The organism is Mesorhizobium sp. M1365 (genome assembly GCF_040317865.1).
In the GTDB taxonomy this organism is placed as follows: domain Bacteria; phylum Pseudomonadota; class Alphaproteobacteria; order Rhizobiales; family Rhizobiaceae; genus Mesorhizobium.
The window spans coordinates 70,595-95,125 of the sequence record NZ_JAMYLG010000020.1 but is presented as its reverse complement, the minus strand read 5'-3'; the positions used below and the strand labels follow the sequence as shown (position 1 = coordinate 95,125).

Sequence of the window (24,531 nt, the reverse complement as noted above, 5' to 3'; positions counted from 1 at the left end):
ACGGCCGCGCCACGCTGGCGCCGGTCAACGGGATGTTATGTGCACGTTGCCGTGACGCCGGTCGTCACGCACACCAATCCCGTCGGAATCAACGCTACAGGCTCTGCGACCTGGCCCGGAAGCCGCTTCCACGACATGCCCACCGCGTCCTATGCGGAAGTTCGCGACAGGCGCTGGCACACCCCGAAACACAAATCCCCATAGCTCACCGCCTGCGGCCCGCGGGTTCCTGCATCAGAGACTTTCGTACGCCTGACGGCACCCGAAACCCTTCAGCAATGTCGGCCGTTAAAGTTAGTTGTGCCACCGCCTTACAGCGGACATCACCGGCGATCGCGCTTGAGGACGTAGTTGCGCCAGGAGCGGTCATTCGATGTTCTGCCGTTGAACGGCTTCATTCGCCCGTTTAGCGGAAATTGGGCGACAGCATGGTTGCCTCAACAGGGAAGTTCGAAACCCTCTTGGTCCGCGAATCCCGCTGATTGCATGCTGCGGTGCGATATTCTGCAAGATAGTCACCCAACCAAGGCCGATAGCCGCATTGCTCTCGACGAGAGCACTCCTGCCGCAGACCACCTAGCTGGCAGACACTTGGCTGATCCCGGCATCGACCCAGGCGCGCGTCTGCTCAAGCACTTCATCCGACAGCGCGGGATCGTCGATCGCCCGGGCGAGGATTACTGCCCCCACCATCGCTGCCCAGCTTCCGATCGCCGCGCGGCGTCTGTCTGCCGGATCCAACTCCGGGAGCGCCTTGCCGATACGGTCGATCTGCGATCGTAGGCCTTCCGTCATGGCCGAGCGTGCAGCCGGGGTCTGATGGCGGATGGCTGCGGCAAGGCCCGCCGTCGGGCAACCGCCGGCGCAGTTGTCCCGATGCCGGGGCGAAAGATAGGAACCTACATAAGCGCGAAGATCGCCCCCTCCGCCTGAGTCCGCGGCGAGGACGCGGGCAAGGGTCTGCGCGATCAGGTCGTCCTTCGAACTGAAATGGCCATAGAAGCCGCCATGGGTGAGCCCGGCGGCCTTCATCACTTCCGCCACGCTGACCGCGTCGAACCCCTTCTCGCGAAACAGCCGGCTGGCCGCATCCAATATCCGGTGACGGTTCTCCGCCATCTGCTCTCGACTGACCTTCATTTCAAAATTCTCCGTCGGCCCCGTTGACATTTACATGATGCCCATCATATTTAGCCGCAATCATGATGATCGTCATGAATATAGGTTCCATCAGAGAAAAGAGCAATGCCATGACCACCATTCCATCAGTCCTCATCACCGGCGCCTCCACGGGCATCGGAGCTTCCTATGCCGAACGGTTCGCCCGCCGCGGACACGACCTCGTGCTGGTTGCCCGTGACGTGGCACGAATGGAGGCACTGGGAGCCCGGCTCCGTCAGGAAACTGGCGTTGCGATCGACATCATCCAGGCTGATCTTACGCAGCCTGCCGAGCTTGCAACGGTAGAGACGAGGCTGCGCGATGACGCCCGCATCGGGATTCTCGTCAACAATGCCGGAACAGCCATCGGCGGAAGCTTCATCGAGCAGAGTACCAATGACGTCGCCCGGCTGGTTGCGCTCAACACGACCGCGCTTCTGCGACTTGCCAGCGCCATCGCCCCGCGTCTTGCGAAAGCTGGCGAAGGGTCGATCGTCAACATCGGCTCCGTGGTCGGGCTGGCGCCGGAGTTCGGGATGACGGTTTACGGCGCAACCAAAGCCTTCGTGCTGTTTCTGTCGCAGGGGCTCAGCCTCGAGCTCGCGCCGAAGGGTGTCTACGTCCAGGCCGTGCTGCCCGCCACGACGCGTACGGAGATCTGGGGCCACGTCGGCGCCGACATCAACACGCTTTCCAACGTGATGGAGGTGGACGATCTGGTTGATGCGGCGCTGGTCGGCTTCGACCGCCGCGAACCGGTGACCATCCCGCCGCTTCCCGATGCCGGGCAGTGGGATGCGCTTCAGGCCGCGCGCCAGGCCATGCTTCCGAACTATCGGAACGAACATCCCGCCGAGCGGTACCGCAAGGTCGCCTGAACACCAACGAAACCATTTGATAACGACCTCGTCGCGGCGGGACAAACAAGGTGACCTATGACCAACAAAGCACTTTTTGAGCCTTATTCTCTCGGCTCGCTGACGCTCTCCAATCGTATCGTCATGGCGCCCCTCACGCGCAATCGCGCTGGCCCGGGCTTCGTTCCGGGCGATCTTGCCGCCGAGTACTACGGCCAGCGGGCCTCCGCCGGCCTGCTGATCTCCGAGGCCACGCAGATCTCGCGGCAGGGACAAGGTTACCAGGACACGCCCGGCATCTATTCTCAGGCTCAGATCGACGGCTGGCGAAAGGTCACGACCGCGGTGCACGCCAAGGACGCGCGGATTTTCCTGCAGCTCTGGCACGTCGGTCGCGTCTCGCACGTCGATCTGCAGGAGAACGGCGCCGCGCCCGTCGCGCCCTCGGCAATCCGGGCCGCGACCAAGACGTTCGTGAACAACGGCTTTGTCGAGGTTTCGGAGCCCCGCGCGCTGGCGCTCGACGAGCTTGCGGGGATCGTCAACGATTTCCGGCAAGCAGCCGCGAACGCCATTGAGGCCGGCTTCGATGGCGTCGAGATTCATGGCGCCAACGGCTATCTGCTGGACCAGTTCGCCAAGGACGGTGCCAATGTCCGCACGGATGCTTATGGCGGATCGGTCGAGAACCGCGCCCGGCTGATGCTGGAGGTTGCGACTGCGGTGGTCGAGGAGATCGGCGCAGAGCGCACCGGCATCCGGATTTCGCCCGTCTCGCCCGCCAACGGCGTCTCGAGCAGCGCCCCCCAGGCGCAGTTCGACTATATCGTCGATCAACTCGATGCTTTGGGCATCGTCTATATCCATGTCGTCGAGGGCGCCACGGGCGGATCGCGCGATGTCGCGCCGTTCGACTTCGGATCGCTCCGCCGCCGCTTCAACAATACCTATATCGCCAATAACGGCTACGACCTCAACCTCGCGGCGTCGCGGCTCGGCGAGGGCAAGGCGGACCTCTTCGCCTTCGGGCGCCCGTTCATCGCCAATCCCGACCTTGTGGAACGGCTGAAGACGCGCACGCCGCTGACGGAGTTCAACTCGGCGACGCTCTATGGCGGAGGCTCCGCTGGCTATACCGACTATCCCGCGATCGCCGCCTCAAGCCGCCCATGAGCTATCGGAGGGCGGCGCCTGCGAGGCAGCCATCCCACGTGACAGCAGCGCCTCAGGGCATCTCTCTGGCGTTCCGCTCGAACTGGTGTCCAAACCCAGGGATTCAGGAGGGCCATGGAGGGCTATAGCATAGACGTTAGCTCCTCTGGTCCGCCCAGGACCAGCCAGGCGAGATTCGTAGCACGTCGTACGTTCGCTTTACCGGCGCAAGCGGACCCGTTCACCGTGATTTCGACTGTCGTGAATGGGTCAGATCGCGTCGATGCATGGGGGCGCCTGAACGTCCGCTTCTCACATTCCAAGCCTCCAAGCCTCCAAGCCTCCAAGCCGCAAGTCCGCTTCCGTGCCCCGAACAAGACGTTCATCGAAGCGCCGCAGAACGTCCGCTATTTGCGCTACCTGCTCGTTCCGATCGATGAGACGAATGGCATCTCGGCCATTCTCGGGAGCTAGCTGATTAACCTCGGCGGTGATTCCGAACCGAAGGTCAGCGCCGCAAGATGAAACCGGTTTCGGAAAAGATCTAACAGGAAGTGCCGGGCCCTGGTCAGACCGGCCGCACCAGAACGTGCTTCTTCTTGCCGAGCGACAGCTTCGCGACGTTTTCCGGGCCAAGGTCCTGCAGCGTCACCATCCTGCGATCGTCGGCCACGAGCTGGTCGTTGAGGCGCACGGCGCCGCCCTGGATATGCCGCCGTGCCTCGCCGTTGGACCCGGCCAGCCCGGCGGTGACGAACAGCGACAATATGCCGACGCCGGCTTCAAGATCGGTCCTGCCCACCTCGACGGTTGGCAGTGTTTCGGCGAGCGCCCCTTCTTCGAACGTCTTACGCGCCGTTTCGCTGGCCTCCTCCGCCGCCTCGCGGCCATGCAGCATGGCGGTGATTTCGGTGGCGAGGATCTTCTTGGCTTCGTTGATCTCCGAGCCGCCGAGCCGTTCGAGGCGTCCGACCTCGGCGAGTGGCAGGGTCGTGTAGAGCCTCAGGAAACGGCCGACATCGGCATCCTCGGTGTTGCGCCAGTATTGCCAGAACTCGTATGGGCTCAGCATCTCCGCATCGAGCCAGACCGCGCCCGAGGCCGACTTGCCCATCTTGGCGCCGGACGAGGTGGTGAGCAGCGGCGTCGTCAGCGCATAGAGCTGCGCGCCTTCCATGCGATGGCCGAGATCGATGCCGTTGACGATGTTGCCCCACTGGTCGGAGCCGCCCATCTGCAGCCGGCAGCCGAGGCGCTTGTAGAGCTCGACGAAGTCGTAGGCCTGCAGGATCATGTAGTTGAATTCGAGGAACGACAGCGACTGCTCGCGATCCAGCCGGAGCTTGACCGAATCAAAGGCCAGCATGCGGTTGACCGAAAAATGCCGGCCGACATCGCGCAGGAAATTGACGTAGTTGATGTCCATCAGCCAGTCGGCATTGTTGATCATGACGGCGTCGTTGGGGCCGCCGCCAAATTTGAGGTAGGGCGTGAAGTTGCGGCGGATGCCGGCGAGATTGTCCTCGATGTCCTGCGGCGTCAAAAGCTTGCGCGCCTCGTCCTTGAACGACGGATCGCCGATCATCGAGGTGCCGCCGCCCATCAGCGCGATCGGCCGGTGGCCGGTCTGCTGCAGCCAGTAAAGCATCATGATCTGGATCAGCGACCCGGCATGCAGGCTCCTGGCGGTGGCGTCGAAGCCGATATAGGCGCTCACCGTTTCCGTGGCGAAAAGTTGGTCGAGGCCGGCATCGTCCGAGGTCTGGTGGATGAAACCGCGCTCGCTCATCGTGCGCAGGAAATCGGATTTGAAGGCGGACATTTTCTTTCCCGAAAAGCTTCCGGCCGAACGCGGCTCGGCGATGCATGAAGGCGGGCGTTTAGCACTCAAGCGCGATCAGCAAAAGTGGAATCCGGTTTTGCGACACCCTCTTGCCTTCTCCCCTTGTGGGAGAAGGTGGATTGGCGCGCAGCGCCGAGACGGTTGAGGGGTGTTGGACGGAGTGCCGTCCTTGCCAAGCTGGAACACCCCTCATCCGACCGCGCTTCGCGCGGCCACCTTCTCCCACAAGGGGAGAAGGGAGAACCCCAAGCGTGCGGCCTGCTTGCGTCATTGTTTCGGCTGGCGTAATGAGGCGCCGCGCCAGCGGGGCTCTTCCACTGGACCGCGCGGCATCGATCGAATGCCATATCCTGTGACAGAGTCGAGATGCCGGAGATATCCATCGTCATTCCTTGCCGGAACGAGGCGGCGAACCTGCCGCTTCTGCTCGACGAGATCGGCACTGCCATGGCCGGGCGGGACTTCGAGGTCATTGTCGTCGACGACGGCTCGACAGACGATACACCTTCGGTGCTTGCCGCAGAGGCAGCGCTTCGCCGGTTTCCGCTGCGCCATCTCAGGCATGAAAAATCCGCCGGCCAGTCGCTCTCGGTGCGCTCGGGCGCCTGGGCGGCGCGCGGCGATATCGTCGCCACCATTGACGGCGACGGTCAGAACGACCCCGGTTATATCCCAGTGTTGATCGACGCGCTGCGGCAGGCTGGTCCCGAAGTCGGGGCCGCGCAGGGACAGCGTCTGAAGCGCCGCGACAGCAAGATCAAGCAACTGGCGTCGCGTTTCGCCAACGGGCTGAGAAAAGCCATCCTGCACGACGAGACGCGGGATACCGGCTGCGGCCTCAAGGCGATCTACACCGACATTTTGCGGAAATTGCCGTTCTTCGACGGCACCCACCGCTTTGTTCCGGCGCTGGTCATCCAGGAGGGCTACCGCGTCGTCCATTGCGATGTCGTCGACCGCTCCCGCCGTCACGGCAAATCGAATTACGGCATCTTCGATCGCGGCCTGCAGGGCGTGCTCGATCTTGCCGGCGTCTGGTGGCTGCGCCGCAGGCGCCGCAGAATGCCCAAAGTAGAGGAAATCAGGCATGGGTAACGTGCTTCAGGAATTGGCGACCTGGCTTCACGATGTTTTCGTCAAGCAATTCGATGCCTGGGTTCTGCTCGGCTTCGTCGCCCAGTTCTTCTTCACCATGCGCTTTCTGGTGCAGTGGGTGGCGTCGGAAAAGGCCAAGCGCAGCGTCGTGCCGATCGCCTTCTGGTTCTTTTCGCTGTTCGGCGGCGGCCTGCTGCTGATCTACGCCATCCAGCGTCAGGATCCGGTGTTCATCGCCGGCCAGGCCATGGGCCTGTTGATCTACATCCGCAATCTCTGGCTGATCGCCAACGAGCGCAAGGCGGCGATGACCAAGGTCGATTGAGCCCGCGACCGGCCTGAACCGGTCGAGCAAGCAATCCAGATTACTTGCCGTCCAGCCCGCCGTAAGACCTTACCAGCCGGACCATGTCGGCCGAATCGGCAGTCTCGCTCTCGAGCCCCTCGGCGACACCGACGCGGTCGGCGGCCGGGCGGTTCTGGCTGACTTTCCATTTGCCGCTGATTTCGGTGATTTCGATCTCCAGGCCGACGATGCCCTTGATCTGTGACTGGATGAAGGGCGCCGGCGCGTCGGTCACCGCCCACGGCGCCGAGCGGCTGCCCTCCTGCGACATCGTCAGATCGGAAATCTGCTCGGCCAGCCAATCCTGGTCTTCGATCACCGTGACGCTGCCGCGCACCTGGACGATGGCGTAGTTCCAGGTCGGTACCACCTTGCCGGTTTCACGCTTGGTCTCGTACCAGGACGGCGTCACATAGGCATCGGCGCCCTGGAATACGACCAGTACCGGCGCCAGGGGATTGTCGGCCAAAAGCCGCCATTGCGGATTGGCTTTGGCCAAATGGGCGCGCAGCCTGCCGTTCGGTGGCACATCCGCGTCTAGAAGAAAGGGAATCGCGTTGGCGACCGGCCCCTCGACGCCGTTCGACACCAGCAGGCCAAGCGGATGCGCCCGGATCAGCCAGTGCAGGACGTCCGGCCGTGTTTCCTGGAAGTGAGGCGGTTGGTACATCGCCGATTATCTCAGCCGCTTCGGCCGTGGGTCGGACAGTTCCCCGGCCAGCCGGCGATCGAGGTAGTCCGCGCATTCCTCGATCAGAAGCTCAGCATGGTTGGCAAAGAAATGGTTGGCGCCGGGCAGGGTCTTCTGGGTGATGGTAATGCCCTTTTGCGTGTGCAGCTTGTCGACCAGGCCCTGCACGTCCTTGGGCGGCGCGACCTTGTCGGCGTCGCCGTGGATGATCAGGCCGGACGACGGGCATGGCGCCAGGAACGAGAAATCATAGGTATTGGGCTGCGGCGCGACCGAGATGAAGCCCTCGATCTCCGGCCGGCGCATCAGAAGCTGCATGCCGATCCACGAGCCGAACGAATAGCCGGCAACCCAGCAGCTCTTGGAATCCGGATGCAGCGACTGCACCCAGTCGAGCGCCGCGGCGGCGTCGGACAATTCGCCGGTGCCGTGGTCGAACTCGCCCTGGCTGCGGCCGATGCCGCGGAAATTGAAGCGCAGCGTGGTGAAATTGCGCTTCTGGAACATGTAGAAGAGGTCGTAGACGATCTTGTTGTTCATCGTGCCGCCGAACTGGGGGTGCGGGTGCAGGACGATGGCAATCGGCGCGCTCTTTTCCTTCGAGGGCTGATAACGACCCTCCAGGCGGCCGGCCGGACCGGTGAAAATGACCTCAGGCATGAAATACTCCACTTGGCATAAATTGCGTGGCGCCCGGAACAACTCTTCCTCTGGCCCCAGTCTTCCCTAGGCCTTGACGCAGGGCGAGCGTCTTTCTAGAAGCTAGTTTAGAATTGTTCAAAACTGGGCGGCCAAAAATTGTGGCTCGGCCACCCGCGCCACAAGCCGCGTAAATAGGACGTCTTGCCTTGCAATTTCAAGGAAATAACGCGCTATCTTCGCGGAACGGCTTTTGAAGGGACCAGTTGGACGGAAATGGCCGGAGCACGCGCCTACCTCGACTACAACGCCAGCGCGCCGCTGCTTGCCTCGGCGCGCGCGGCGGTGGTGGCTGCGCTCGACGTCGCCGCCAACCCGTCCTCGGTTCATGCCGAGGGCCGCGCTGCACGGCGGCTGATCGAAGACGCCAGGCGCGACGTGGCGCGACTGGTCAGCGCCAAAGCCGAGCATGTCGTGTTCACCTCCGGCGCTACGGAAGCGGCCTCGACGCTGCTGACCCCGGACTGGCAGATGGGGCGCGGCGCTGTCCGCATGAGCCGGCTTTACGTGTCCGAGGCCGACCATCCCTGCCTGCTGAATGGCGGGCGCTTCCCCACGGGGCAGGTAACGCGAATCGGCGTCGACGTCGACGGCATCGTCAGGTTCGACGCCCTGGCGGCAGCGCTCGGTGCGCATGACAAGGCCGAAGGCTTGCCGCTGGTGGCGATCCACGCCGCCAACAATGAGACCGGCGTCATCCAGCCGGTTGGCCGCATTGCCGAAATCGTCAAGGCGGCGGGTGGCATCCTGGTTGTCGATGCCGTGCAGGCGGCGGGCCGCATTCCGCTCGATATGTCAGCGGGTTACGCAGACTATCTGATTCTCTCCTCGCACAAGATCGGCGGACCCAAGGGCGTCGGCGCCATGGTCGCGGCGTCGGACCTGATGATGCCAAGACCGCTGGTCAGCGGCGGTGGCCAGGAAAAAGGCCATCGCGGCGGCACCGAAAACCTGGCGGCGATTGCCGGGTTTGGCGCGGCGGCGCGCGAGGCGTCTGCCGGCTTGCAAACGATCGAAACGGTGCGGCAGCGTCGCGACGAAATCGAGGCGATCGTGAAAACGCTTGTTCCGGACGCCGAAATCTTCGGGACCGGCGCGCCAAGGCTTGCCAATACGACATTCTTCGCTATTGCCGGCATCAAGGCCGAGACGGCGCAGATTGCCTTCGACCTAGCCGGTGTGGCGCTCTCGGCTGGATCGGCCTGTTCGTCGGGCAAAGTAGGGCCGAGTCACGTGCTGAAAGCCATGGGTTATGGCGACAGCCTCGGCGCGTTGCGCGTGTCCGTCGGTCACGCGACCAGCGCCGAAGACATTGAGCTGTTCCGTTCGGCGCTGGCGACGATCGTCGCGCGCCAAGCCGGCAAGGAAAAGGCAAGCAGGGAACGAGCCGCCTGAGCGCGGCAGACGAAATGTAGGGCCTTGCGGCCTGGTAGAAGCCGTGCGTTCGAATTTGGCCGGGTGAATTTCCGGCATGAACGCACTATATGAAACTTACGCCGCCTCGGGTGCCTGATGGGTGCTCGTTTGCGGTGCCATAGTTTGAAAACTGCCGGGCCTTGACCCCGGCGTGGATGGAGAACGCTGATGCCTGCTGTGCAGGAGACGATCGATCGAGTTCGAAAGATCGATGTCGACCAGTATAAATACGGATTCCAGACCGAAATCGCGATGGACAAGGCCCCCAAGGGCCTGAGCGAAGACATTATCCGCTTCATTTCGGCGAAGAAGGACGAGCCATCCTGGATGCTGGAATGGCGCCTGGAAGCCTATCGCCGCTGGGTGACGCTGGACGAGCCGAAATGGGCGCGCGTCCACTATCCCAAAATCGATTTCCAGGACCTCCACTATTACGCGGCGCCCAAGAGCACGCCGGGGCCGACTTCGCTCAGCGAGGTCGATCCCGAACTGCTGAAGGTCTATGAGAAGCTCGGCATTCCGCTCAGGGAACAGGAAATCCTCGCCGGCGTGCAGAAGACCGATGCGTCGGAGTTCGAGGAAGCCAGCGACAACGTCTACAAGTCGGGCCGCGTCGCCGTCGATGCGGTGTTCGATTCCGTCTCCGTCGTCACCACTTTCAAGAAGGAGCTGGCGCAGGCCGGCGTCATCTTCTGCTCGATCTCGGAAGCCATCCGCGAGCATCCGGAGCTGGTGAAGAAGTATCTCGGCTCGGTCGTGCCGACCTCCGACAATTTCTACGCAACGCTGAATTCGGCCGTGTTCACCGACGGTTCGTTCGTCTTCGTGCCCAAGGGCGTGCGCTGCCCGATGGAATTGTCGACCTATTTCCGCATGAACGAGAAGAATACCGGCCAGTTCGAGCGCACGCTGATCATCGCCGAGGAGGGGGCTTACGTCTCCTATCTCGAAGGCTGCACGGCGCCGCAGCGCGACGAGAACCAGCTTCACGCCGCGGTGGTCGAACTGATCGCGCTCGACGATGCCGAGATCAAATATTCGACGGTGCAGAACTGGTATCCCGGCGACGCCGAAGGCAAGGGCGGCATCTACAATTTCGTCACCAAGCGCGGCGACTGCCGCGGCCATCGCTCGAAGATTTCGTGGACGCAGGTCGAGACCGGTTCGGCGATCACCTGGAAATATCCGAGCTGCATCCTGCGCGGCGACGATTCCTCTGGCGAGTTCTATTCGATCGCCGTCTCGAACGGCTACCAGCAGGTCGACAGCGGCACCAAGATGATCCACCTCGGCAAGAACACGTCGAGCCGCATCATCTCCAAGGGCATCGCCGCCGGCTACTCGCAGAACACCTATCGCGGCCAGGTCTCGGCGCACCGCAAGGCGACCAACGCCCGCAACTTCACCAATTGCGACTCGCTGCTGATCGGCGACCAGTGCGGCGCACACACCGTGCCCTACATGGAAGCCAAGAATTCGACCGCGCAGTTCGAGCACGAGGCGACCACTTCGAAGATTTCAGAGGACCAGAAGTTCTACGTCATGCAGCGCGGCATTCCGGAAGAAGAGGCGATCGCGCTGATCGTCAACGGCTTCGTCAAGGACGTCATCCAGCAGCTGCCGATGGAGTTCGCGGTCGAGGCGCAGAAACTGATCGGGATCAGCCTCGAGGGGAGTGTAGGGTAGTAACGTCGCCATGAACCTTGTTGACAGAGACGTATCCCCACATACCGACGCGCAGGAGTTTGTGCGCGAACAGAATGCTCGTGGGGAAGACCCGATTAAGACGATCAAGGAGATTCGCGGACGGTATGGGCTCGAACTCCAGCCGGCTCGTGATTTGGTCGTGACATCTGACGAAGTTGAAAAATTTCTTAGCAGTCAGCGGGCGTCGGGCGTTTCACGTTTGGACGCGCGGCGTTCGGTAAAACGTCGGTTCGGCTGCGGCGGGAAGGAAGCGCTCGGCTTTATTGACGGGTCCGGCCTCTGGTCTGAGGAGGGCACGAGTCCATGAAGGCGAGATTGACGTAACACATTCATTCAGCGGCTAACGCCACGATCCAATACGACTGAAAGACTGCAAAAAATGCTTGAGATAAAAAACCTCCATGCCCGTATCGTCGACGACGGCACCGAGATCATTCGCGGCCTGAACCTGACGGTCAGGGCCGGCGAGGTCGCCGCCATCATGGGGCCGAACGGCTCGGGAAAATCGACGCTGTCCTATATCCTTGCCGGGCGCGAGGATTATGAGGTCACCGAGGGCGACATCCTCTACAACGGCCAGTCGATCCTCGAAATGGATCCCGCCGAGCGCGCAACCGCCGGCATCTTCCTCGCCTTCCAGTATCCGATGGAGATACCGGGCGTGGCGACGATGGAATTTTTGAAGGTCGCGATGAACGAGCAGCGCAAGGCGCGCGGCCAGGAGCCGCTGAAAATCCCGGAATTCCTCAAGCGCGTGAAGGAAGCTGCCGCCTCGCTCAACATGGACATGGCGATGCTGAAGCGGCCGCTCAATGTCGGCTTTTCCGGCGGCGAGAAGAAACGCGCCGAGATCCTGCAGATGAAGCTGCTCGAGCCGAAACTCTGCGTGCTCGACGAGACCGATTCCGGTCTCGATATCGACGCGCTGAAGATCGTCGCGGACGGCGTCAACACGCTGCGCTCGCCGGACCGGGCCATTGTCGTCATCACCCACTACCAGCGCCTGCTCCAATACATCGTCCCGGATACGGTGCACGTGCTCTACAGGGGCCAGGTGATCAAGTCGGGCGACAAGTCGCTGGCGCTCGACCTCGAGGCCAATGGCTATGCCGGCGTGATCGGGCAAGCCGCGTGAGATGCAAGCGGGCCCGGAAGGCAAGCCAAACAAGGCGATACTGATGAATATGCACACGACACCCCAGCGGACATTAGCCGAAACGGCGCTGATCGACGCCTTTGGCGAGCGGCTGTCGCTGCTGCCCGGCGACGGCGCGGTGATGCTAAAGCGCGACGACGCCATCGAGGCGATCAAGAGCGGCCTGCCGACGCGGCGCATCGAATCCTGGCACTATACGGACCTGCGCCGGCTGCTGACTTCGGTGCCGGACTTCGATCCGGCAGCGGTCGCGAAAGCCATTGCGCCGATCGTCGAAGGGTCCAGCGTTTTGCCGGTGCTGAACGGCGTTTCGAGTACGAAACTGCCAGGTATCGAAGGCGTTGCCGTGCAGCGCCTGTCGGAGAAGCTGACCGACGGCAGCATCGCCCCGGGGCTGGATTCCTATGGCAGCGACGACGCCATCGGCGCGCTCAACACTGCCTTTGTCGCCGACGGCTATTTCGTCGACATCGCCGACGGTGCCCAACTGGACAAGCCGCTCGAATTGCAGAATTTGCAGGCCGGTGGACAGACGCATGTACGGCTGGCCGTCCGTGTCGGTGCCGGCGCCAAGGCTGTCGTCGTCGAACGCCAGGCAGGCGAGGGGGCGGCATTGGTCAGCTCGGTCAGCCAGCTTGTGCTTGGCGAGGACGCCGAAGTGACATGGCTGGTCGTGCAGGAGCAGCCGGATACGGCAACGCATCTTGCCCAGTTCAAGGCGCATCTCGGCAAGAATTCGAAACTGACGCTGTTCGTCATGAATGCCGGCGGTAAGCTTGTCCGCCAGGAGGTCGTTGTGAAGACGACCGGCGAGGGCGCCGAATTCACCTTGCGCGGCATCAATCTGCTCGCCGGCGATACCCATACCGACGTTACTATGGTGCTCGACCACGCCGTACCGCATACCGCCTCGACCGAAGTCATCCGCAACGTGGTGACCGGCAAGGCGCGCGGCGTCTTCCAGGGCCGCATCAACGTCCACCAATATGCGCAGAAAACCAACGCCAAGATGGCCTGCAACACACTGCTTCTGTCGGACGACGGCGAGTTCTCGACCAAGCCGGAACTCGAAATCTTCGCCGACGACGTCGTCTGCGGCCATGGCGCGACCGTCACCGAGATCGACCACAGCCATCTGTTCTACCTGATGGCGCGCGGCATCGACGAGAAGACCGCGCGCGGCCTGCTGGTCAAGGCCTTCGTCGCCGAAGTGATCGAGGAACTGGACGACGAGGCCATCGTCGAGGCGCTCGAAGCACGGCTCGACGATTGGTTTTTGACGCACGGGTAGAGGTGACTGAGGGGTGCTGGACGGAATGAGGCGGTGCCTCGAGAGAGTTGTGATGGACCAGAAAGTCGAAAACATCCCCTACGACGTCGAGGCGATCCGCCGCGACTTCCCGATCCTGTCGCGGCAAATCTACGGCAAACCGCTGGTCTATCTCGACAATGGCGCCTCGGCGCAGAAGCCACAGGCGGTGCTCGACGCTATTCAGCACGCCTATTCCCAGGAATATGCCAACGTCCATCGCGGCCTGCATTTCCTGTCGAATGCCGCGACCGACGCCTATGAGAACGCGCGCAAGATAGTGCAGAGATTTCTGAATGCGCCGAGCACCGACAACATCGTCTTCACCTCGAACACCACGGCGGCGATCAACACGGTCGCCTATGGTTTCGGCATGCCGAACATCGGCGAAGGCGACGAGATCGTGCTGTCGATCATGGAGCATCATTCCAACATCGTGCCGTGGCATTTCATCCGCGAGCGGCAGGGCGCCAAACTGGTCTGGGTGCCGGTCGATGATCTCGGCGTCTTCCACATCGAGGAATTCGAAAAGCGGCTGACCGACCGGACAAAACTGGTCGCCATAACCCACATGTCGAATGCGCTGGGCACGGTGACGCCGATCAAGGACATTGTGCGCATCGCCCATGCGCGCGGCATTCCGGTGCTGGTCGACGGCAGCCAGAGCGCCGTGCATATGCCGATCGACGTGCAGGATCTCGACTGCGATTTCTTCGTCTTCACCGGCCACAAGGTCTATGGCCCGTCGGGCATCGGCGTGCTCTATGGCAAGAAGGATATTCTGGAGCGCATGCGCCCGTTCATGGGCGGCGGCGAGATGATCGAGGAGGTGACGCAAGACATCGTCACCTACAACGATCCGCCGCACCGTTTCGAGGCCGGCACGCCGCCGATCGTGCAGGCAATCGGGCTTGGTGCCGCGCTCGAATACATGGAAAAGATCGGCCGCGAGCGCATCGCCGCGCACGAGGCCGATTTGAAGGACTATGCGCATCAAAAACTGCGCGCCATCAACTCGCTGCGCATCTTCGGCGATGCGCCCGGCAAGGGCGCCATCATCTCGTTCGAGCTGCAGGGTATCCATGCCCATGACGTGTCGATGGTCATCGACCGGCAGGGAGTGGCGGTCCGCGCCGGCACGCATTGCGCCCAGCCGCTGTTGAAACGCTTCGGCGTAACATCCACATGCAGGGCGTCGTTCGGCATGTATAATACCAGGGCCGAAGTCGATGCTTTGGCCGATGCGCTGGAAAAAGCGCGAAAATTCTTCGGGTGACGATCATGGATGATGCCAGCCACACCGCCGAGACCAATTCGGAAGCGACGACCAATGCGGCGGTTTCCGGATCGACAATCCCCGCCGACGAATTGGCGCGGCTGACCGACGACATCGTCTCGGCGCTGAAGACGGTCTACGACCCGGAAATCCCGGCCGACATCTACGAGCTCGGCCTGGTCTACAAGATCGACATCGAGGACGACCGCTCGGTCAAGATCGACATGACGCTGACCGCGCCGGGCTGCCCGGTGGCCGGCGAAATGCCGGGTTGGGTCGAAAATGCCGTCGGCGCCGTCGAAGGCGTTTCCGGCGTCGAGGTCAACATGACCTTCGATCCCCCCTGGTCGCCCGACCGCATGTCGGAAGAGGCACAGGTGGCGGTGGGCTGGTATTAGCATCCGACCAGCCGGAGGCTGGCGCACTTGCGCCGGGTACAAAACTTCACCATTTTAGGTGAGGAATCATTCGGCAGGCCTTGAACCTGCAAAGAATGGAGAAGGAAAGACATGGGACGCTTCGCCGTCATCACGATGACCGAAAAGGCTGCCGACCGGGTGCGCGAGATCGTCGCGACCCGTGAGAATGCGCATGGCATTCGCCTTGGCATCAAGAAGGGCGGCTGCGCCGGCATGGAATATACGGTCGATCTGGTGACCGAGCCGAACACCAAGGACGACCATATCGAGCGCGATGGCGCCCATGTCTATGTCGCGCCGGAGGCGGCACTTTTCCTGTTCGGCACCGAGATGGATTTCGAGCAGACGACACTGCGAACCGGCTTCACCTTCCGCAATCCGAACCAGAGCTCGGCCTGCGGCTGCGGCGAATCGGTCGAATTGAAGCCGGCCGACCTGAAGGCACTGGCCGAGGCGCGCGAAGCAAGCGCGGCTTAGCGTCTCTGGTGATGAGTGCCGAGGCATATCGCTGGCGGTGTGCCTGTTGCGGTCAGGAATATACCGGGCTTCCAACAGATATGGCGTTCGGTGCGCCCGTGGACACGGACACGCTTGACGATGCCGCTCGAGCGACCTTTCGTAAGAATGAAGATTTCTGCGAGGTGCGCCGTGCGTCGGGGGTAACAGATCGGTTTGTTCGTTGCTTGCTGCCTCTGCCAGTGCCTCAGCTATCCAGCGAGTTCTGTTTCGGCGTATGGATGTCGGTCTCGGAAAAAAGCTGGGATCTATACCGAGATGGATATGACAGTGGCCAGTATGAAGAAGAACTCTGTTTTGGATATCTGATGCACAACATTCCTGAGTATCCCGGCTCGTTGCATCTGCATGCCAATGTTGTATTTCAGCCCGGTGATCAGCGTCCGAAGGTGTTTCTGCATGATGCAGATCATCCCTTGGTTGCGGCCCAACGCAGTGGGGTGGATGTGGCGCAGATAGAGCGCTGGGTGGCTCTCACGCACCGACCTAAGGCCGGGAGCAACTAATCCACCCACATCCCCGTTCGCTTGTGCCAGTCTGCGATCGACTCCTCCGGGTAAACATCGAAGACCTTGTCGCCCTTGCCGATATCCGGCTCGACCCAGTTCGCCTTGTATTTCAGCATCAGATGCACCTTCTCCGGCGGCTTCGGCAGGTCTGTGTCGATCGCCGAGGCGAAGGGGTGCACCAGCTCCGGCCAGGTCGGATCGTAGAGCCAGAGTGCCGTCCCGCATTTCGTGCAGAAGTTCCGCTCGCCGGTCGAGGTCTCGCGTTGCGGGTGCTCGTCGTCCTCGATCTCGGCGCGGTAGACGCCGAGATGGCGCTTGCCCTGGATTTTCAGCGTCTCGTAATCGGCGCCGAGATTGATGGCAAAACCGCCGCCGCCCTGCTGCTTGCGGCAGATCGAGCAGTAGCACAGCATGAACGGCACCGGCGTGTGGCTTTCCACCTCGAAACGCACGGCATTGCACCGGCAGGACCCTTTGAGCAGAAGCGGCATGAGAAACTCCGACTAAAGTGATTTGCACTTTGTCAGGATGGCGCCGGTTGCGGCGATGACAAGAGGAAATCCGGATGACATGATCGCCGCATGGACAACGAGCGCATAGAAGAGCTTTTCGAAGGCCTCGGCCCGGTCAGCATCCGCAAGCTGTTCGGCGGCAAGGGCATCTATTTCGACGGCGTCATCGTCGCCATCGTCATCGGTGGCGAATTGATGCTGAAGGCCGACGCCGAAAGCGCGCCCGATTTCGAAGCGGCCGGCTGCCGGCAATGGACCTATACCGGCTCGCGCCACGGCAAGCTCGTGTCGATGCCCTATTGGAGCGTTCCCGACAGCGCGTTCGACGATCCCGACGAGATGGCGATCTGGGCGCGCCGCGCCTACGAGGCAGGACGGCGCGCCGGCAAATAGGCTGCGTCATGCTTCGGCAATTCCGGGCCGCATTTCACGCCAGGTCCCGCGCCTCGGGCACGAGCGCCAGCGCTTCGGCAAAGCCAGCGCTGGTGAAGGCGGCACTCTCGACGACGAGCATCGCTGCGGCAATGCCTTCGCGCAGTGCCGCGCGCAGCGTCAGGCCGCGCAGCAGGGCAGCGATCGTGGCGCCTGCCAATGCGTCGCCGGCGCCCGCAGCATCGGTCCGCTTTTGCAGCGGCGGTGGCGAGATCGAGAACGCGCTCAATTCGTCGAAACCGAGCACTGGTTCGTCGCCGGCGGTGATCACGCCGCTTTTCAGCCCGGCGCGTCTCAGGCCGTCGACGATGCCTTGATCGATTTGGACGCCGGCGAGCACGCCGGCCTCGTGCCGGTTCATGAAGGCCATCGCCAGACGGTCGAGCACCGGCGTCAGCCGCGCCGCTTTGTTGGGCGAGACCGCAAGCGCAAACACCGGCTTGCCGGCGGCGAGTGCCGCCAGCCGCTCCAGCGCGGTCGACGGCAGGTTGGCGTCGCACAGCACCGCGTCGGCCGAACCGATCGCTTCCCGCACCTTGGCGCGGCGGATCTGCTTGGGAAGCGCCAGCTCGTAGAGCACCATGTCGGCAAGGCCGGCGATCAGCCCGCCGTCGCTGTCGATCAGCATCGTATGGCTTGGCGTTGCTCGGTCGAGGAACACCGCCGACAGGTCGGTAATGCCGGCCTCGATGACGGCGCGTAAAACCGTGTCGCCCAGGGCATCGCCGCCGCGTACCGAAAGCAGCGAGGCCGAGGCGCCGCGTCGCACCGCACAGCGCAAGGCGTTGAAGACGGCGCCGCCGACATGCTCGCGCATCGTGCCGGGATTAGACGCTGCTGCCACGAAGGCGCCGGCAACCCGGCCGCGCCGCTCGATATAGGCGCCGCCCACGGCCAGGATCGTCGGGGATTTGATCATGCCGTCAAAATGCCCTTTAGCTGTTGCCCGGGGAGACTAGGTCGCCGGGCGGAACCCTGCAATCGCGGGTCCGATTCGGTCGGTAACGGCAACGGCGCCGCATGCGAGGCGAGACGCATCGGAAGCAATAATTGCGAAACAAAAATAGAACAAATAGGGATATGCGTTATTTTTCAAACCCTTGGTGCTCATTGACAAATGAGAACAAATGAGGTACATTCTTTTAAGGATTGCGGGATTGTCCGGCCTCCATTGACGACCACGGGGTGATGTATCATGGCTCAGAATTCTTTGCGGCTTGTAGAGGACAAAGCGGTGGACAAATCAAAGGCTCTGGATGCGGCGCTGTCGCAAATCGAGCGTGCCTTCGGCAAGGGCTCGATCATGCGGCTCGGCGCGAACGAGCAGGTCGTCGAGATCGAAACGGTGCCGACCGGCTCGCTTGGGCTGGACATCGCGCTTGGCGTCGGCGGCCTGCCGCGCGGCCGCATCGTCGAGATCTACGGGCCGGAAAGCTCGGGCAAGACGACGCTGGCGCTGCACACGGTGGCCGAAGCCCAGAAGAAGGGCGGCATCTGCGCCTTCGTCGATGCCGAGCACGCGCTCGACCCGGTCTATGCCCGCAAGCTCGGCGTCGATCTCGAAAACCTGCTGATCTCGCAGCCCGATACCGGCGAGCAGGCGCTGGAGATCTGCGACACGCTGGTGCGCTCCGGCGCCATCGACGTGCTGGTGGTCGATTCGGTGGCGGCGTTGACGCCGCGGGCGGAAATCGAAGGCGAGATGGGCGATTCGCTGCCCGGTCTGCAGGCCCGCCTGATGAGCCAGGCACTGCGCAAGCTCACCGCCTCGATCTCGCGCTCCAACACCATGGTCATCTTCATCAACCAGATCCGCATGAAGATCGGCGTCATGTTCGGTTCGCCCGAGACGACGACCGGCGGCAATGCGTTGAAATTCTATGCCTCGGTCCGCCTCGACATCCGCCGCATCGGCTCGGTCAAGGATCGCGACGAGGTCGTCGGCAACCAGACCCGCGTCAAGGTCGTCAAGAACAAGCTGGCGCCGCCCTTCAAGGTGGTCGAGTTCGACATCATGTATGGCGAGGGCGTCTCGAAGACCGGCGAGCTGGTCGATCTCGGCGTCAAGGCGGGCGTGGTCGAAAAGTCGGGCGCCTGGTTCTCCTACAATTCGCAGCGTCTTGGCCAGGGCCGCGAAAACGCAAAACTGTTCCTGCGCGACAATCCCGACACGGCGCGCGAGATCGAGCTGGCGCTACGGCAGAATGCCGGGCTGATTGCTGAGAAATTCCTTGAGAACGGCGGCTCCGAAAGCAGCGACGACGGTTTCGAGGACGACGCTGGGGTGATGTAGGGCAAGCGACGCCTCGCTGAGCCTCAGCCAGGTTTCGATTTGATGTTTTGATTTTGAGTTTGCGTAATCGATGCGTTTCGAACCGCCGGCCCATGGCCGGCGGTTCGCGTTTGACGGCGAGGCAGACGCATTTCAAGGCGCTGGTGAAAGCCGGGATTTGAGACCATTTGGTGTTTCTGGACAGGCTGCGGTGCGACCGCTAAAAGGCCATGTCTATTTTCCGCCGGCAGCCGGCGGTTCTCTCGAAAAGGCAGTATTCATGAGTGGCGTCAACGAGATCCGGTCGGCATTTCTCGACTATTTTCGCAAGGAAGGTCACGAGGTCGTCGCGTCAAGCCCGCTGGTGCCGCGCAACGACCCGACGCTTATGTTCACCAATGCCGGCATGGTGCAGTTCAAGAACGTTTTCACCGGTCTGGAGAAGCGGCCCTATTCGCGCGCCACGACTGCCCAGAAGAGTGTTCGCGCCGGCGGCAAGCACAACGACCTCGACAATGTCGGCTACACCGCGCGCCACCTGACCTTCTTCGAGATGCTCGGCAATTTCTCCTTCGGCGACTATTTCAAGGAGCGGGCCATAGAGCTTGCCTGGAACCTGATCACCAGGGAGTTCGGGCTGAAGAAGGACAAGCTGCTGGTCACCGTCTACCACACCGACGACGAGGCGGCCTCGTACTGGAAGAAGATCGCCGGCCTTTCGGACGATCGCATCATCCGCATCGCGACTTCGGACAATTTCTGGGCAATGGGCGACACCGGGCCTTGCGGGCCGTGTTCGGAGATATTCATCGACCGCGGCGAGCATATCTGGGGCGGCCCTCCCGGCAGCCCCGAGGAGGATGGCGACCGTTTCCTTGAATTCTGGAACCTGGTGTTCATGCAGTACGAACAGGTGACGAAGGACGAGCGCGTCGACCTGCCGCGTCCGTCGATCGACACAGGCATGGGCCTCGAGCGCATGGCATCCATCCTGCAAGGCGTTGAAAGCGTCTTCGAAACCGACCTGTTCCGCCACCTGATCGACGCTGCGTCGTCGGCGCTTGGCAAAGGTCCGGATGCGGGCACCGTCGCATCGTTCCGCGTCATCGCCGACCATTTGCGTTCGTCCTGCTTCCTGGTCGCCGACGGCGTGCTGCCGTCCAACGAAGGCCGCGGCTACGTGCTTCGTCGCATCATGCGCCGCGCCATGCGCCACGCGCAGTTGCTCGGCGCCCACGATCCGCTGATGTGGCGCCTGGTGCCGGCGCTGGTCCGCGAGATGGGCCAAGCCTACCCGGAACTGGTGCGCGGCGAACAGATGATCACCGAAACGCTGAAGCTTGAGGAAACTCGTTTCCGCAAGACGCTGGTGCGCGGCTTGGGCTTGCTTTCCGAGGCGACGGAAAAGCTGGCCTCCGGCGACATGCTGGATGGCGAGACAGCGTTCAAGCTCTACGACACCTATGGCTTTCCGCTCGATCTGACGCAGGATGCGCTGCGCCAGCGCAACATCTCGGTCAACCTTGCCGGCTTCACCGAGGCGATGGAGCGGCAGAAGGCGGAGGCGCGCAAAAGCTGGGCTGGTTCCGGTGAGGCCGCAACCGAGACGATATGGTTCGCGGTGCGTGAGGAGACCGGCGCCACCGAATTCCTGGGTTATGAGACCGAGCAGGCCGAAGGCCTCATCCAGGCGCTGGTCAAGGACGGCAAAACCGTCGACAGCGCCGGCAAGGGTGACGCCGTTGCCGTGGTTGTCAACCAGACGCCGTTCTATGGCGAGTCCGGTGGCCAGATGGGCGATACCGGCGTCATTTCGGGCGACGGGTTCTCGATCGAGATATCCGATACCCAGAAGAAGGCCGATGGGCTTTTCGTCCATCTCGGCAAGGTGGCTAACGGCACGGTCAAGACAGGCGCGACCGTCGAGCTGAAGGTGGACCACGCGCGCCGCTCCAGGCTGCGCGCTAACCATTCCGCCACGCATCTGATCCATGAGGCGCTGCGCGAGGTGCTGGGTACCCATGTGGCGCAGAAGGGCTCGCTGGTTGCGCCCGAGCGTCTGCGCTTCGACATCTCCCACAACAAGCCGATCTCGCCTGACGAGCTCGAAGAGGTAGAGCGCATGGCAAACGAGATCGTCGTTCAGAACGGCCCTGTAACCACGCGGCTGATGTCTGTCGACGACGCCATTGCCGAAGGCGCCATGGCGCTGTTTGGCGAGAAATATGGCGATGAAGTGCGCGTCGTTTCGATGGGCACGGGCTTGCATGGCGCCAAGGCCAACCGGCCTTATTCGGTCGAGCTATGCGGCGGCACGCATGTCAGGGCGACCGGCGATATCGGCTTGGTGCGCATCCTGTCCGACAGCGCGGTCGCTGCCGGCGTGCGCCGCATCGAGGCGTTGACCGGCGAGGCGGCCAGAAAGCATCTCGACGAACAGGACAAGCGGCTGAAGGCGGCCGCCGCAGCGCTGAGGATTTCGGCGGCCGATGTGCCGGCCCGCGTCGAGGCGCTGCTCGACGAACGCAAGAAGCTCGAAAAGGAGCTGACAGAGGCGCGCAAGAAGCTGGCGCTGGGCGATCGCTCGCCAGCCGGTGTGCCGGCGGAAAACGAAACCATTGCCGGTGTCGGTTTTCTCGGCAAGGCGGTATCGGGCGTCTCGCCAAAGGATCTTAAGCCGTTGGCCGATGCCGGCAAGAAGTCGCTCGGCTCCGGCATCGTCGTCTTTGTCGGCGCCGGCGAGGACAACAAGGCAAGCGTCGTCGTCGCCGTCACCGATGATCTGACCGGCCGCTTCAGCGCCATCGATCTGGTGCGCGTCGCGTCCGCGGCATTGGGCGGGCAGGGCGGCGGCGGGCGACCCGATATGGCTCAGGCCGGCGGCCCGGACGCCTCGAAGGCCGAAGACGCGATCGCTGCGGTGAAGGCGGCTCTCGAAGCGGCGTGAACCTGCACCCGGGGCGGCACGGCCGAAATGGCGCGTCGCCCAGTGGATATCTCTGAGGGCCGATATGCCGACGCTGACGATGTATCAGGTCGATGCCTTTGCCGAACGGGCCTTCCAGGGTAACCCTGCCGCCGTTCTCCTTTTAGAGGAATGGCTGTCGGAGCAGGTAATGCAGGCCATCGCCAACGAAAACAATCTTGCTGAAACCGCGTTTGTGCGGCCGAATGGCAAAGGTTGGGATTTGCGCTGGTTCACGCCGGTCCACGAGGTCGACTTCTGCGGCCACGCCACTCTTGCGGCCGCCCATGTGCTGGCTACGGAATACAATGGTCAGGGCGAAATGGCCTTCGCCACCCGGGTCGGCGAGCTGCGGGTTTCCCGGTGGGAAGGGGGCTATCAGCTCGATCTGCCTTGTTTTCCGCCGCAGCCCGTCGAGGAAGAGCTGAACTCGGCGCTGCAAGCGATATTGCCTCAGCGGCCGGTTGCGAGCTTCCGCAATTTCGAGAACCTGATTGTCGAGCTTGCCGACGAGACAACCGTGCGATCTTTCGTTCCCGATCTGCTCAGGATCGGACGTTTTCATCCTCTCGGCCTGGTTATTACCGCGCCTGGGCGAGCCCACGATTTCGTCTCCCGTTACTTCGTGCCTGGGGCGGGCATTCCCGAGGATCCGGTAACCGGCTCCATTCATGCGACGCTGGTGCCTTATTGGTCTGAAAAACTCGGCAAGATGCATCTGTCGGCATTCCAATGCTCGCAGCGCGGCGGGCATTTGCTATGCGAACTGGCCGGAGATCGCGTGCTGATCACAGGCCGTGCGAAGACCTTCATGAAGGCGGAGATCTACCTTCCCGATTGAGCGGCTTGCCAATTCGGTGGCTGCTTCGCCTGAGCCAGGTGTCCAGATCACGGTATGGCGTTAGGGCCGGGCGGCGGCCCGATGGCGCAGGGCAGTGGCCCCAAAGAGGCGGCGCTAGAACGGCATAGCGCTCATCAGAGATGCCTTGATGCCTTCAGGGCACGCGTCATTCGCGTCGAGTCCCCCCAGGTCGACAGCCAAATCAGGCAGTCGGTGGTAACGGAGATCGCTGCGCGCAGGCGGTTCAGCAACGGTCCAGGCGAGGTCAGCAGCTCTTCGGCGTGACGGAGATGGGCAAGCTCTTCTTCGCGGACGGACAGGATGATGCCGTGCAACTCGTGATCGCGTCCGGTGAGAAAGAACAGCTGATCATCGAGATGGCGGTGCACCGCCGCTTCGACAGCTGCGGTGCAGGCCCAGACGCCTTGCGGGCCGAGCAGGGCAGTGAGGAAACCCAGCAGCCAGCCGCCCCAGCTCCAGAATTGCATCACGCGACACGGTCGGGAATTTCGCAGTGGCATGGCTGCATGGAAAGACGCGCAATGGGTGCGCTCGTGCCCAAGCATCTCCGACAAAGACGGCACGCAGTCCGGCCAGAAACGCTTCGCGACAAGAATCTGTGCCGAATAGATTCTGATCGCGCCGTACTCGCCGGCGTGGTTGATTCTGACTATTCTGGCCACCGTCAGTGCGTCCTGGTGAGAGAGCTTGGCCATGAATGCGCTCGAGAGTTAAGTCAGCCTGCCGGCAACGCTCGCACGCGCCGCAATGCGGGTCCACCAATTCTGGATCTCGGCAAACTCGGCCAGCAGGGCTTGTCCCTCGGCGACCTTGACGAAATAGCCGATGATCGGTGCGGCGTGCAGGTCGGCCAGCGTCAGGTCCGTTCCCAATAGCCAAGGCCCTTCGGCTTTCAGCGAGGAGAGCGCCTGCAATGCCGTTCTTGCCTGCCGCAACCCGTTGGCGATCACGGCTTCGTCGGGCGACGTTTTTTCCAGCCGCTCGACAGCGACATCCCAGACCATGGTCCTGTAGGCGTAGGCGTCGAGCAGGCCGGTGATCTGGTTAAGGCGTGCTCGAGGCCGGGCTTCGACCGGCTGCAGCGCCGGGCCGCCAAAGGCTTCGTCGACATAACGGACAATCGCGCCGGTCTCGTAGAGGCGAAAGCCGTCATGCTCGAAGGCCGGGATGCGGCCGAACGGCTGGTGCTCGAAATACCAGCCGGGAATGCCGTCCGCGGCAAAGATGTCGACGGGCACGAGCTCGTAGCCGACGCCCTTTTCCTCCAGCACCAGCCGCACGATGCGTACATAGACGCTGTAGTCCGCGCCGTAGACGACGGGCTTGCCCATGCCGG

Annotated in this window: 25 protein-coding genes; 17 read left to right on the top strand and 8 right to left on the bottom strand. The window is 62.6% G+C overall.

What is annotated here, in order from left to right; all coding sequences use genetic code 11:
* Window positions 1-576: 576 nt before the first annotated feature.
* Complete coding sequence (locus tag NKH04_RS21070) at window positions 577-1,140, bottom strand: TetR/AcrR family transcriptional regulator (protein ID WP_353044869.1); 564 nt, start codon at window positions 1,138-1,140, stop codon at window positions 577-579.
* A 110-nt stretch (window positions 1,141-1,250) separates the two neighbouring features.
* On the opposite strand from NKH04_RS21070, the gene NKH04_RS21065 reads away from it, so the two are divergent.
* Window positions 1,251-2,039 (top strand): SDR family NAD(P)-dependent oxidoreductase, encoded by a 789-nt coding sequence (locus NKH04_RS21065; protein ID WP_352501562.1) that lies wholly within the window; start codon window positions 1,251-1,253, stop codon window positions 2,037-2,039.
* 57 nt (window positions 2,040-2,096) lie between these two features.
* Complete coding sequence (locus NKH04_RS21060; RefSeq protein ID WP_353044868.1) at window positions 2,097-3,191, top strand: alkene reductase; 1,095 nt, start codon at window positions 2,097-2,099, stop codon at window positions 3,189-3,191.
* A gap of 547 nt (window positions 3,192-3,738) precedes the next feature.
* Here the strand turns inward: NKH04_RS21060 and tyrS are convergent.
* Entirely contained in the window at window positions 3,739-4,992 is a 1,254-nt protein-coding gene (gene tyrS / locus NKH04_RS21055; protein WP_352501564.1) for a tyrosine--tRNA ligase, read from the bottom strand.
* 387 nt (window positions 4,993-5,379) lie between these two features.
* On the opposite strand from tyrS, the gene NKH04_RS21050 reads away from it, so the two are divergent.
* Entirely contained in the window at window positions 5,380-6,108 is a 729-nt protein-coding gene (locus tag NKH04_RS21050; RefSeq protein WP_352474713.1) for a glycosyltransferase family 2 protein, read from the top strand.
* Window positions 6,101-6,433: a lipid-A-disaccharide synthase N-terminal domain-containing protein gene (locus NKH04_RS21045; RefSeq protein WP_023674681.1), complete on the top strand. Its 333-nt coding sequence runs from the start codon at window positions 6,101-6,103 to the stop codon at window positions 6,431-6,433. The genes NKH04_RS21050 and NKH04_RS21045 overlap by 8 nt, the downstream gene beginning before the upstream one ends.
* A gap of 40 nt (window positions 6,434-6,473) precedes the next feature.
* On the opposite strand, the gene NKH04_RS21040 is transcribed toward NKH04_RS21045, so the two are convergent.
* Complete coding sequence (locus NKH04_RS21040) at window positions 6,474-7,124, bottom strand: FMN-binding negative transcriptional regulator (protein WP_353044867.1); 651 nt, start codon at window positions 7,122-7,124, stop codon at window positions 6,474-6,476.
* A gap of 6 nt (window positions 7,125-7,130) precedes the next feature.
* Window positions 7,131-7,805, bottom strand: coding sequence for an alpha/beta hydrolase (locus NKH04_RS21035; RefSeq protein WP_023674683.1), 675 nt, complete (start codon window positions 7,803-7,805; stop codon window positions 7,131-7,133).
* 255 nt (window positions 7,806-8,060) lie between these two features.
* Between NKH04_RS21035 and NKH04_RS21030 the strand changes: the two genes are divergently transcribed.
* The 9 genes from NKH04_RS21030 (at window position 8,061) to NKH04_RS20990 (ending at window position 16,149) form a co-directional block, all read left to right on the top strand.
* Window positions 8,061-9,239: a cysteine desulfurase family protein gene (locus NKH04_RS21030; protein ID WP_353044866.1), complete on the top strand. Its 1,179-nt coding sequence runs from the start codon at window positions 8,061-8,063 to the stop codon at window positions 9,237-9,239.
* A gap of 189 nt (window positions 9,240-9,428) precedes the next feature.
* The gene (gene sufB, locus NKH04_RS21025) at window positions 9,429-10,946 is read left to right on the top strand and encodes a Fe-S cluster assembly protein SufB (protein ID WP_352932881.1); all 1,518 of its coding nucleotides are present in this window, start codon (window positions 9,429-9,431) and stop codon (window positions 10,944-10,946) included.
* Window positions 10,947-10,956: 10 nt separating this feature from the next.
* Complete coding sequence (locus tag NKH04_RS21020) at window positions 10,957-11,274, top strand: hypothetical protein (protein WP_352681965.1); 318 nt, start codon at window positions 10,957-10,959, stop codon at window positions 11,272-11,274.
* Window positions 11,275-11,346: 72 nt separating this feature from the next.
* A complete protein-coding gene (gene sufC, locus NKH04_RS21015) occupies window positions 11,347-12,102 on the top strand; it encodes a Fe-S cluster assembly ATPase SufC (RefSeq protein ID WP_352681963.1) in 756 nt (251 codons plus the stop codon).
* 43 nt (window positions 12,103-12,145) lie between these two features.
* Complete coding sequence (gene sufD, locus NKH04_RS21010; RefSeq protein ID WP_353044865.1) at window positions 12,146-13,414, top strand: Fe-S cluster assembly protein SufD; 1,269 nt, start codon at window positions 12,146-12,148, stop codon at window positions 13,412-13,414.
* Between the two features lie 52 nt (window positions 13,415-13,466).
* Window positions 13,467-14,708 (top strand): cysteine desulfurase, encoded by a 1,242-nt coding sequence (locus tag NKH04_RS21005; protein WP_352918674.1) that lies wholly within the window; start codon window positions 13,467-13,469, stop codon window positions 14,706-14,708.
* 5 nt (window positions 14,709-14,713) lie between these two features.
* Window positions 14,714-15,106, top strand: a complete 393-nt coding sequence (locus NKH04_RS21000) for an SUF system Fe-S cluster assembly protein (protein WP_352474719.1) — start codon at window positions 14,714-14,716, stop codon at window positions 15,104-15,106.
* Window positions 15,107-15,217: 111 nt separating this feature from the next.
* Entirely contained in the window at window positions 15,218-15,604 is a 387-nt protein-coding gene (sufA, locus tag NKH04_RS20995) for a Fe-S cluster assembly scaffold SufA (RefSeq protein WP_352474720.1), read from the top strand.
* A gap of 11 nt (window positions 15,605-15,615) precedes the next feature.
* Window positions 15,616-16,149 carry a DUF2199 domain-containing protein gene (locus NKH04_RS20990; RefSeq protein WP_352474721.1) on the top strand — a complete coding sequence of 178 codons (534 nt, stop codon included), beginning with the start codon at window positions 15,616-15,618 and terminating at the stop codon, window positions 16,147-16,149.
* Here the strand turns inward: NKH04_RS20990 and NKH04_RS20985 are convergent.
* On the bottom strand, window positions 16,146-16,643 hold the full coding sequence (locus tag NKH04_RS20985) for a GFA family protein (protein ID WP_352458423.1): 498 nt from the start codon (window positions 16,641-16,643) through the stop codon (window positions 16,146-16,148). The two genes, NKH04_RS20990 and NKH04_RS20985, sit on opposite strands and share 4 nt — an antisense overlap.
* A 90-nt stretch (window positions 16,644-16,733) precedes the next feature.
* Between NKH04_RS20985 and NKH04_RS20980 the strand changes: the two genes are divergently transcribed.
* On the top strand, window positions 16,734-17,057 hold the full coding sequence (locus NKH04_RS20980; protein WP_023674693.1) for a TfoX/Sxy family protein: 324 nt from the start codon (window positions 16,734-16,736) through the stop codon (window positions 17,055-17,057).
* A gap of 34 nt (window positions 17,058-17,091) precedes the next feature.
* Here NKH04_RS20980 and NKH04_RS20975 read toward each other — a convergent pair whose 3' ends face one another.
* The gene (locus tag NKH04_RS20975) at window positions 17,092-18,015 is read right to left on the bottom strand and encodes a PfkB family carbohydrate kinase (protein WP_353044864.1); all 924 of its coding nucleotides are present in this window, start codon (window positions 18,013-18,015) and stop codon (window positions 17,092-17,094) included.
* Between the two features lie 276 nt (window positions 18,016-18,291).
* Here NKH04_RS20975 and recA point away from each other — a divergent pair, with 276 nt between their 5' ends.
* The 3 genes from recA to NKH04_RS20960 all read left to right on the top strand — a co-directional run bounded on the left by recA (window position 18,292) and on the right by NKH04_RS20960 (window position 23,174).
* Window positions 18,292-19,389, top strand: coding sequence for a recombinase RecA (gene recA / locus NKH04_RS20970; protein ID WP_023674696.1), 1,098 nt, complete (start codon window positions 18,292-18,294; stop codon window positions 19,387-19,389).
* A gap of 259 nt (window positions 19,390-19,648) precedes the next feature.
* Window positions 19,649-22,315 carry an alanine--tRNA ligase gene (alaS, locus tag NKH04_RS20965; RefSeq protein ID WP_352918670.1) on the top strand — a complete coding sequence of 889 codons (2,667 nt, stop codon included), beginning with the start codon at window positions 19,649-19,651 and terminating at the stop codon, window positions 22,313-22,315.
* Between the two features lie 64 nt (window positions 22,316-22,379).
* Window positions 22,380-23,174, top strand: a complete 795-nt coding sequence (locus tag NKH04_RS20960; RefSeq protein WP_352932893.1) for a PhzF family phenazine biosynthesis protein — start codon at window positions 22,380-22,382, stop codon at window positions 23,172-23,174.
* Between the two features lie 134 nt (window positions 23,175-23,308).
* Here the strand turns inward: NKH04_RS20960 and NKH04_RS20955 are convergent, their stop codons facing one another.
* Both NKH04_RS20955 and NKH04_RS20950 read right to left on the bottom strand, forming a co-directional pair.
* Window positions 23,309-23,890 carry a demethoxyubiquinone hydroxylase family protein gene (locus NKH04_RS20955; RefSeq protein WP_353044863.1) on the bottom strand — a complete coding sequence of 194 codons (582 nt, stop codon included), beginning with the start codon at window positions 23,888-23,890 and terminating at the stop codon, window positions 23,309-23,311.
* Between the two features lie 15 nt (window positions 23,891-23,905).
* Window positions 23,906-24,526: a glutathione S-transferase family protein gene (locus tag NKH04_RS20950; protein ID WP_352681943.1), complete on the bottom strand. Its 621-nt coding sequence runs from the start codon at window positions 24,524-24,526 to the stop codon at window positions 23,906-23,908.
* Window positions 24,527-24,531: the final 5 nt, after the last annotated feature.

What these genes read in the sequence shown, in the direction of transcription:
- NKH04_RS21040 (WP_353044867.1), bottom strand. Translation starts at nt 7,124, where the DNA reads ATGTACCAACCGCCTCACTTCCAGGAAACACGGCCGGACGTCCTGCAC.
- NKH04_RS21030 (WP_353044866.1), top strand. Translation starts at nt 8,061, where the DNA reads ATGGCCGGAGCACGCGCCTACCTCGACTACAACGCCAGCGCGCCGCTG.
- sufD (WP_353044865.1), top strand. Translation starts at nt 12,146, where the DNA reads ATGAATATGCACACGACACCCCAGCGGACATTAGCCGAAACGGCGCTG.
- NKH04_RS20975 (WP_353044864.1), bottom strand. Translation starts at nt 18,015, where the DNA reads ATGATCAAATCCCCGACGATCCTGGCCGTGGGCGGCGCCTATATCGAG.
- NKH04_RS21005 (WP_352918674.1), top strand. Translation starts at nt 13,467, where the DNA reads ATGGACCAGAAAGTCGAAAACATCCCCTACGACGTCGAGGCGATCCGC.
- NKH04_RS21035 (WP_023674683.1), bottom strand. Translation starts at nt 7,805, where the DNA reads ATGCCTGAGGTCATTTTCACCGGTCCGGCCGGCCGCCTGGAGGGTCGT.
- alaS (WP_352918670.1), top strand. Translation starts at nt 19,649, where the DNA reads ATGAGTGGCGTCAACGAGATCCGGTCGGCATTTCTCGACTATTTTCGC.
- NKH04_RS20980 (WP_023674693.1), top strand. Translation starts at nt 16,734, where the DNA reads ATGGACAACGAGCGCATAGAAGAGCTTTTCGAAGGCCTCGGCCCGGTC.
- NKH04_RS21050 (WP_352474713.1), top strand. Translation starts at nt 5,380, where the DNA reads ATGCCGGAGATATCCATCGTCATTCCTTGCCGGAACGAGGCGGCGAAC.
- NKH04_RS21045 (WP_023674681.1), top strand. Translation starts at nt 6,101, where the DNA reads ATGGGTAACGTGCTTCAGGAATTGGCGACCTGGCTTCACGATGTTTTC.
- recA (WP_023674696.1), top strand. Translation starts at nt 18,292, where the DNA reads ATGGCTCAGAATTCTTTGCGGCTTGTAGAGGACAAAGCGGTGGACAAA.
- tyrS (WP_352501564.1), bottom strand. Translation starts at nt 4,992, where the DNA reads ATGTCCGCCTTCAAATCCGATTTCCTGCGCACGATGAGCGAGCGCGGT.
- NKH04_RS21065 (WP_352501562.1), top strand. Translation starts at nt 1,251, where the DNA reads ATGACCACCATTCCATCAGTCCTCATCACCGGCGCCTCCACGGGCATC.
- NKH04_RS21070 (WP_353044869.1), bottom strand. Translation starts at nt 1,140, where the DNA reads ATGAAGGTCAGTCGAGAGCAGATGGCGGAGAACCGTCACCGGATATTG.
- NKH04_RS21060 (WP_353044868.1), top strand. Translation starts at nt 2,097, where the DNA reads ATGACCAACAAAGCACTTTTTGAGCCTTATTCTCTCGGCTCGCTGACG.
- NKH04_RS20960 (WP_352932893.1), top strand. Translation starts at nt 22,380, where the DNA reads ATGCCGACGCTGACGATGTATCAGGTCGATGCCTTTGCCGAACGGGCC.
- NKH04_RS20955 (WP_353044863.1), bottom strand. Translation starts at nt 23,890, where the DNA reads ATGGCCAAGCTCTCTCACCAGGACGCACTGACGGTGGCCAGAATAGTC.
- sufA (WP_352474720.1), top strand. Translation starts at nt 15,218, where the DNA reads ATGGGACGCTTCGCCGTCATCACGATGACCGAAAAGGCTGCCGACCGG.
- NKH04_RS20985 (WP_352458423.1), bottom strand. Translation starts at nt 16,643, where the DNA reads ATGCCGCTTCTGCTCAAAGGGTCCTGCCGGTGCAATGCCGTGCGTTTC.
- sufC (WP_352681963.1), top strand. Translation starts at nt 11,347, where the DNA reads ATGCTTGAGATAAAAAACCTCCATGCCCGTATCGTCGACGACGGCACC.
- NKH04_RS20990 (WP_352474721.1), top strand. Translation starts at nt 15,616, where the DNA reads ATGAGTGCCGAGGCATATCGCTGGCGGTGTGCCTGTTGCGGTCAGGAA.
- NKH04_RS21020 (WP_352681965.1), top strand. Translation starts at nt 10,957, where the DNA reads ATGAACCTTGTTGACAGAGACGTATCCCCACATACCGACGCGCAGGAG.
- NKH04_RS21000 (WP_352474719.1), top strand. Translation starts at nt 14,714, where the DNA reads ATGGATGATGCCAGCCACACCGCCGAGACCAATTCGGAAGCGACGACC.
- sufB (WP_352932881.1), top strand. Translation starts at nt 9,429, where the DNA reads ATGCCTGCTGTGCAGGAGACGATCGATCGAGTTCGAAAGATCGATGTC.
- NKH04_RS20950 (WP_352681943.1), bottom strand. Translation starts at nt 24,526, where the DNA reads ATGGGCAAGCCCGTCGTCTACGGCGCGGACTACAGCGTCTATGTACGC.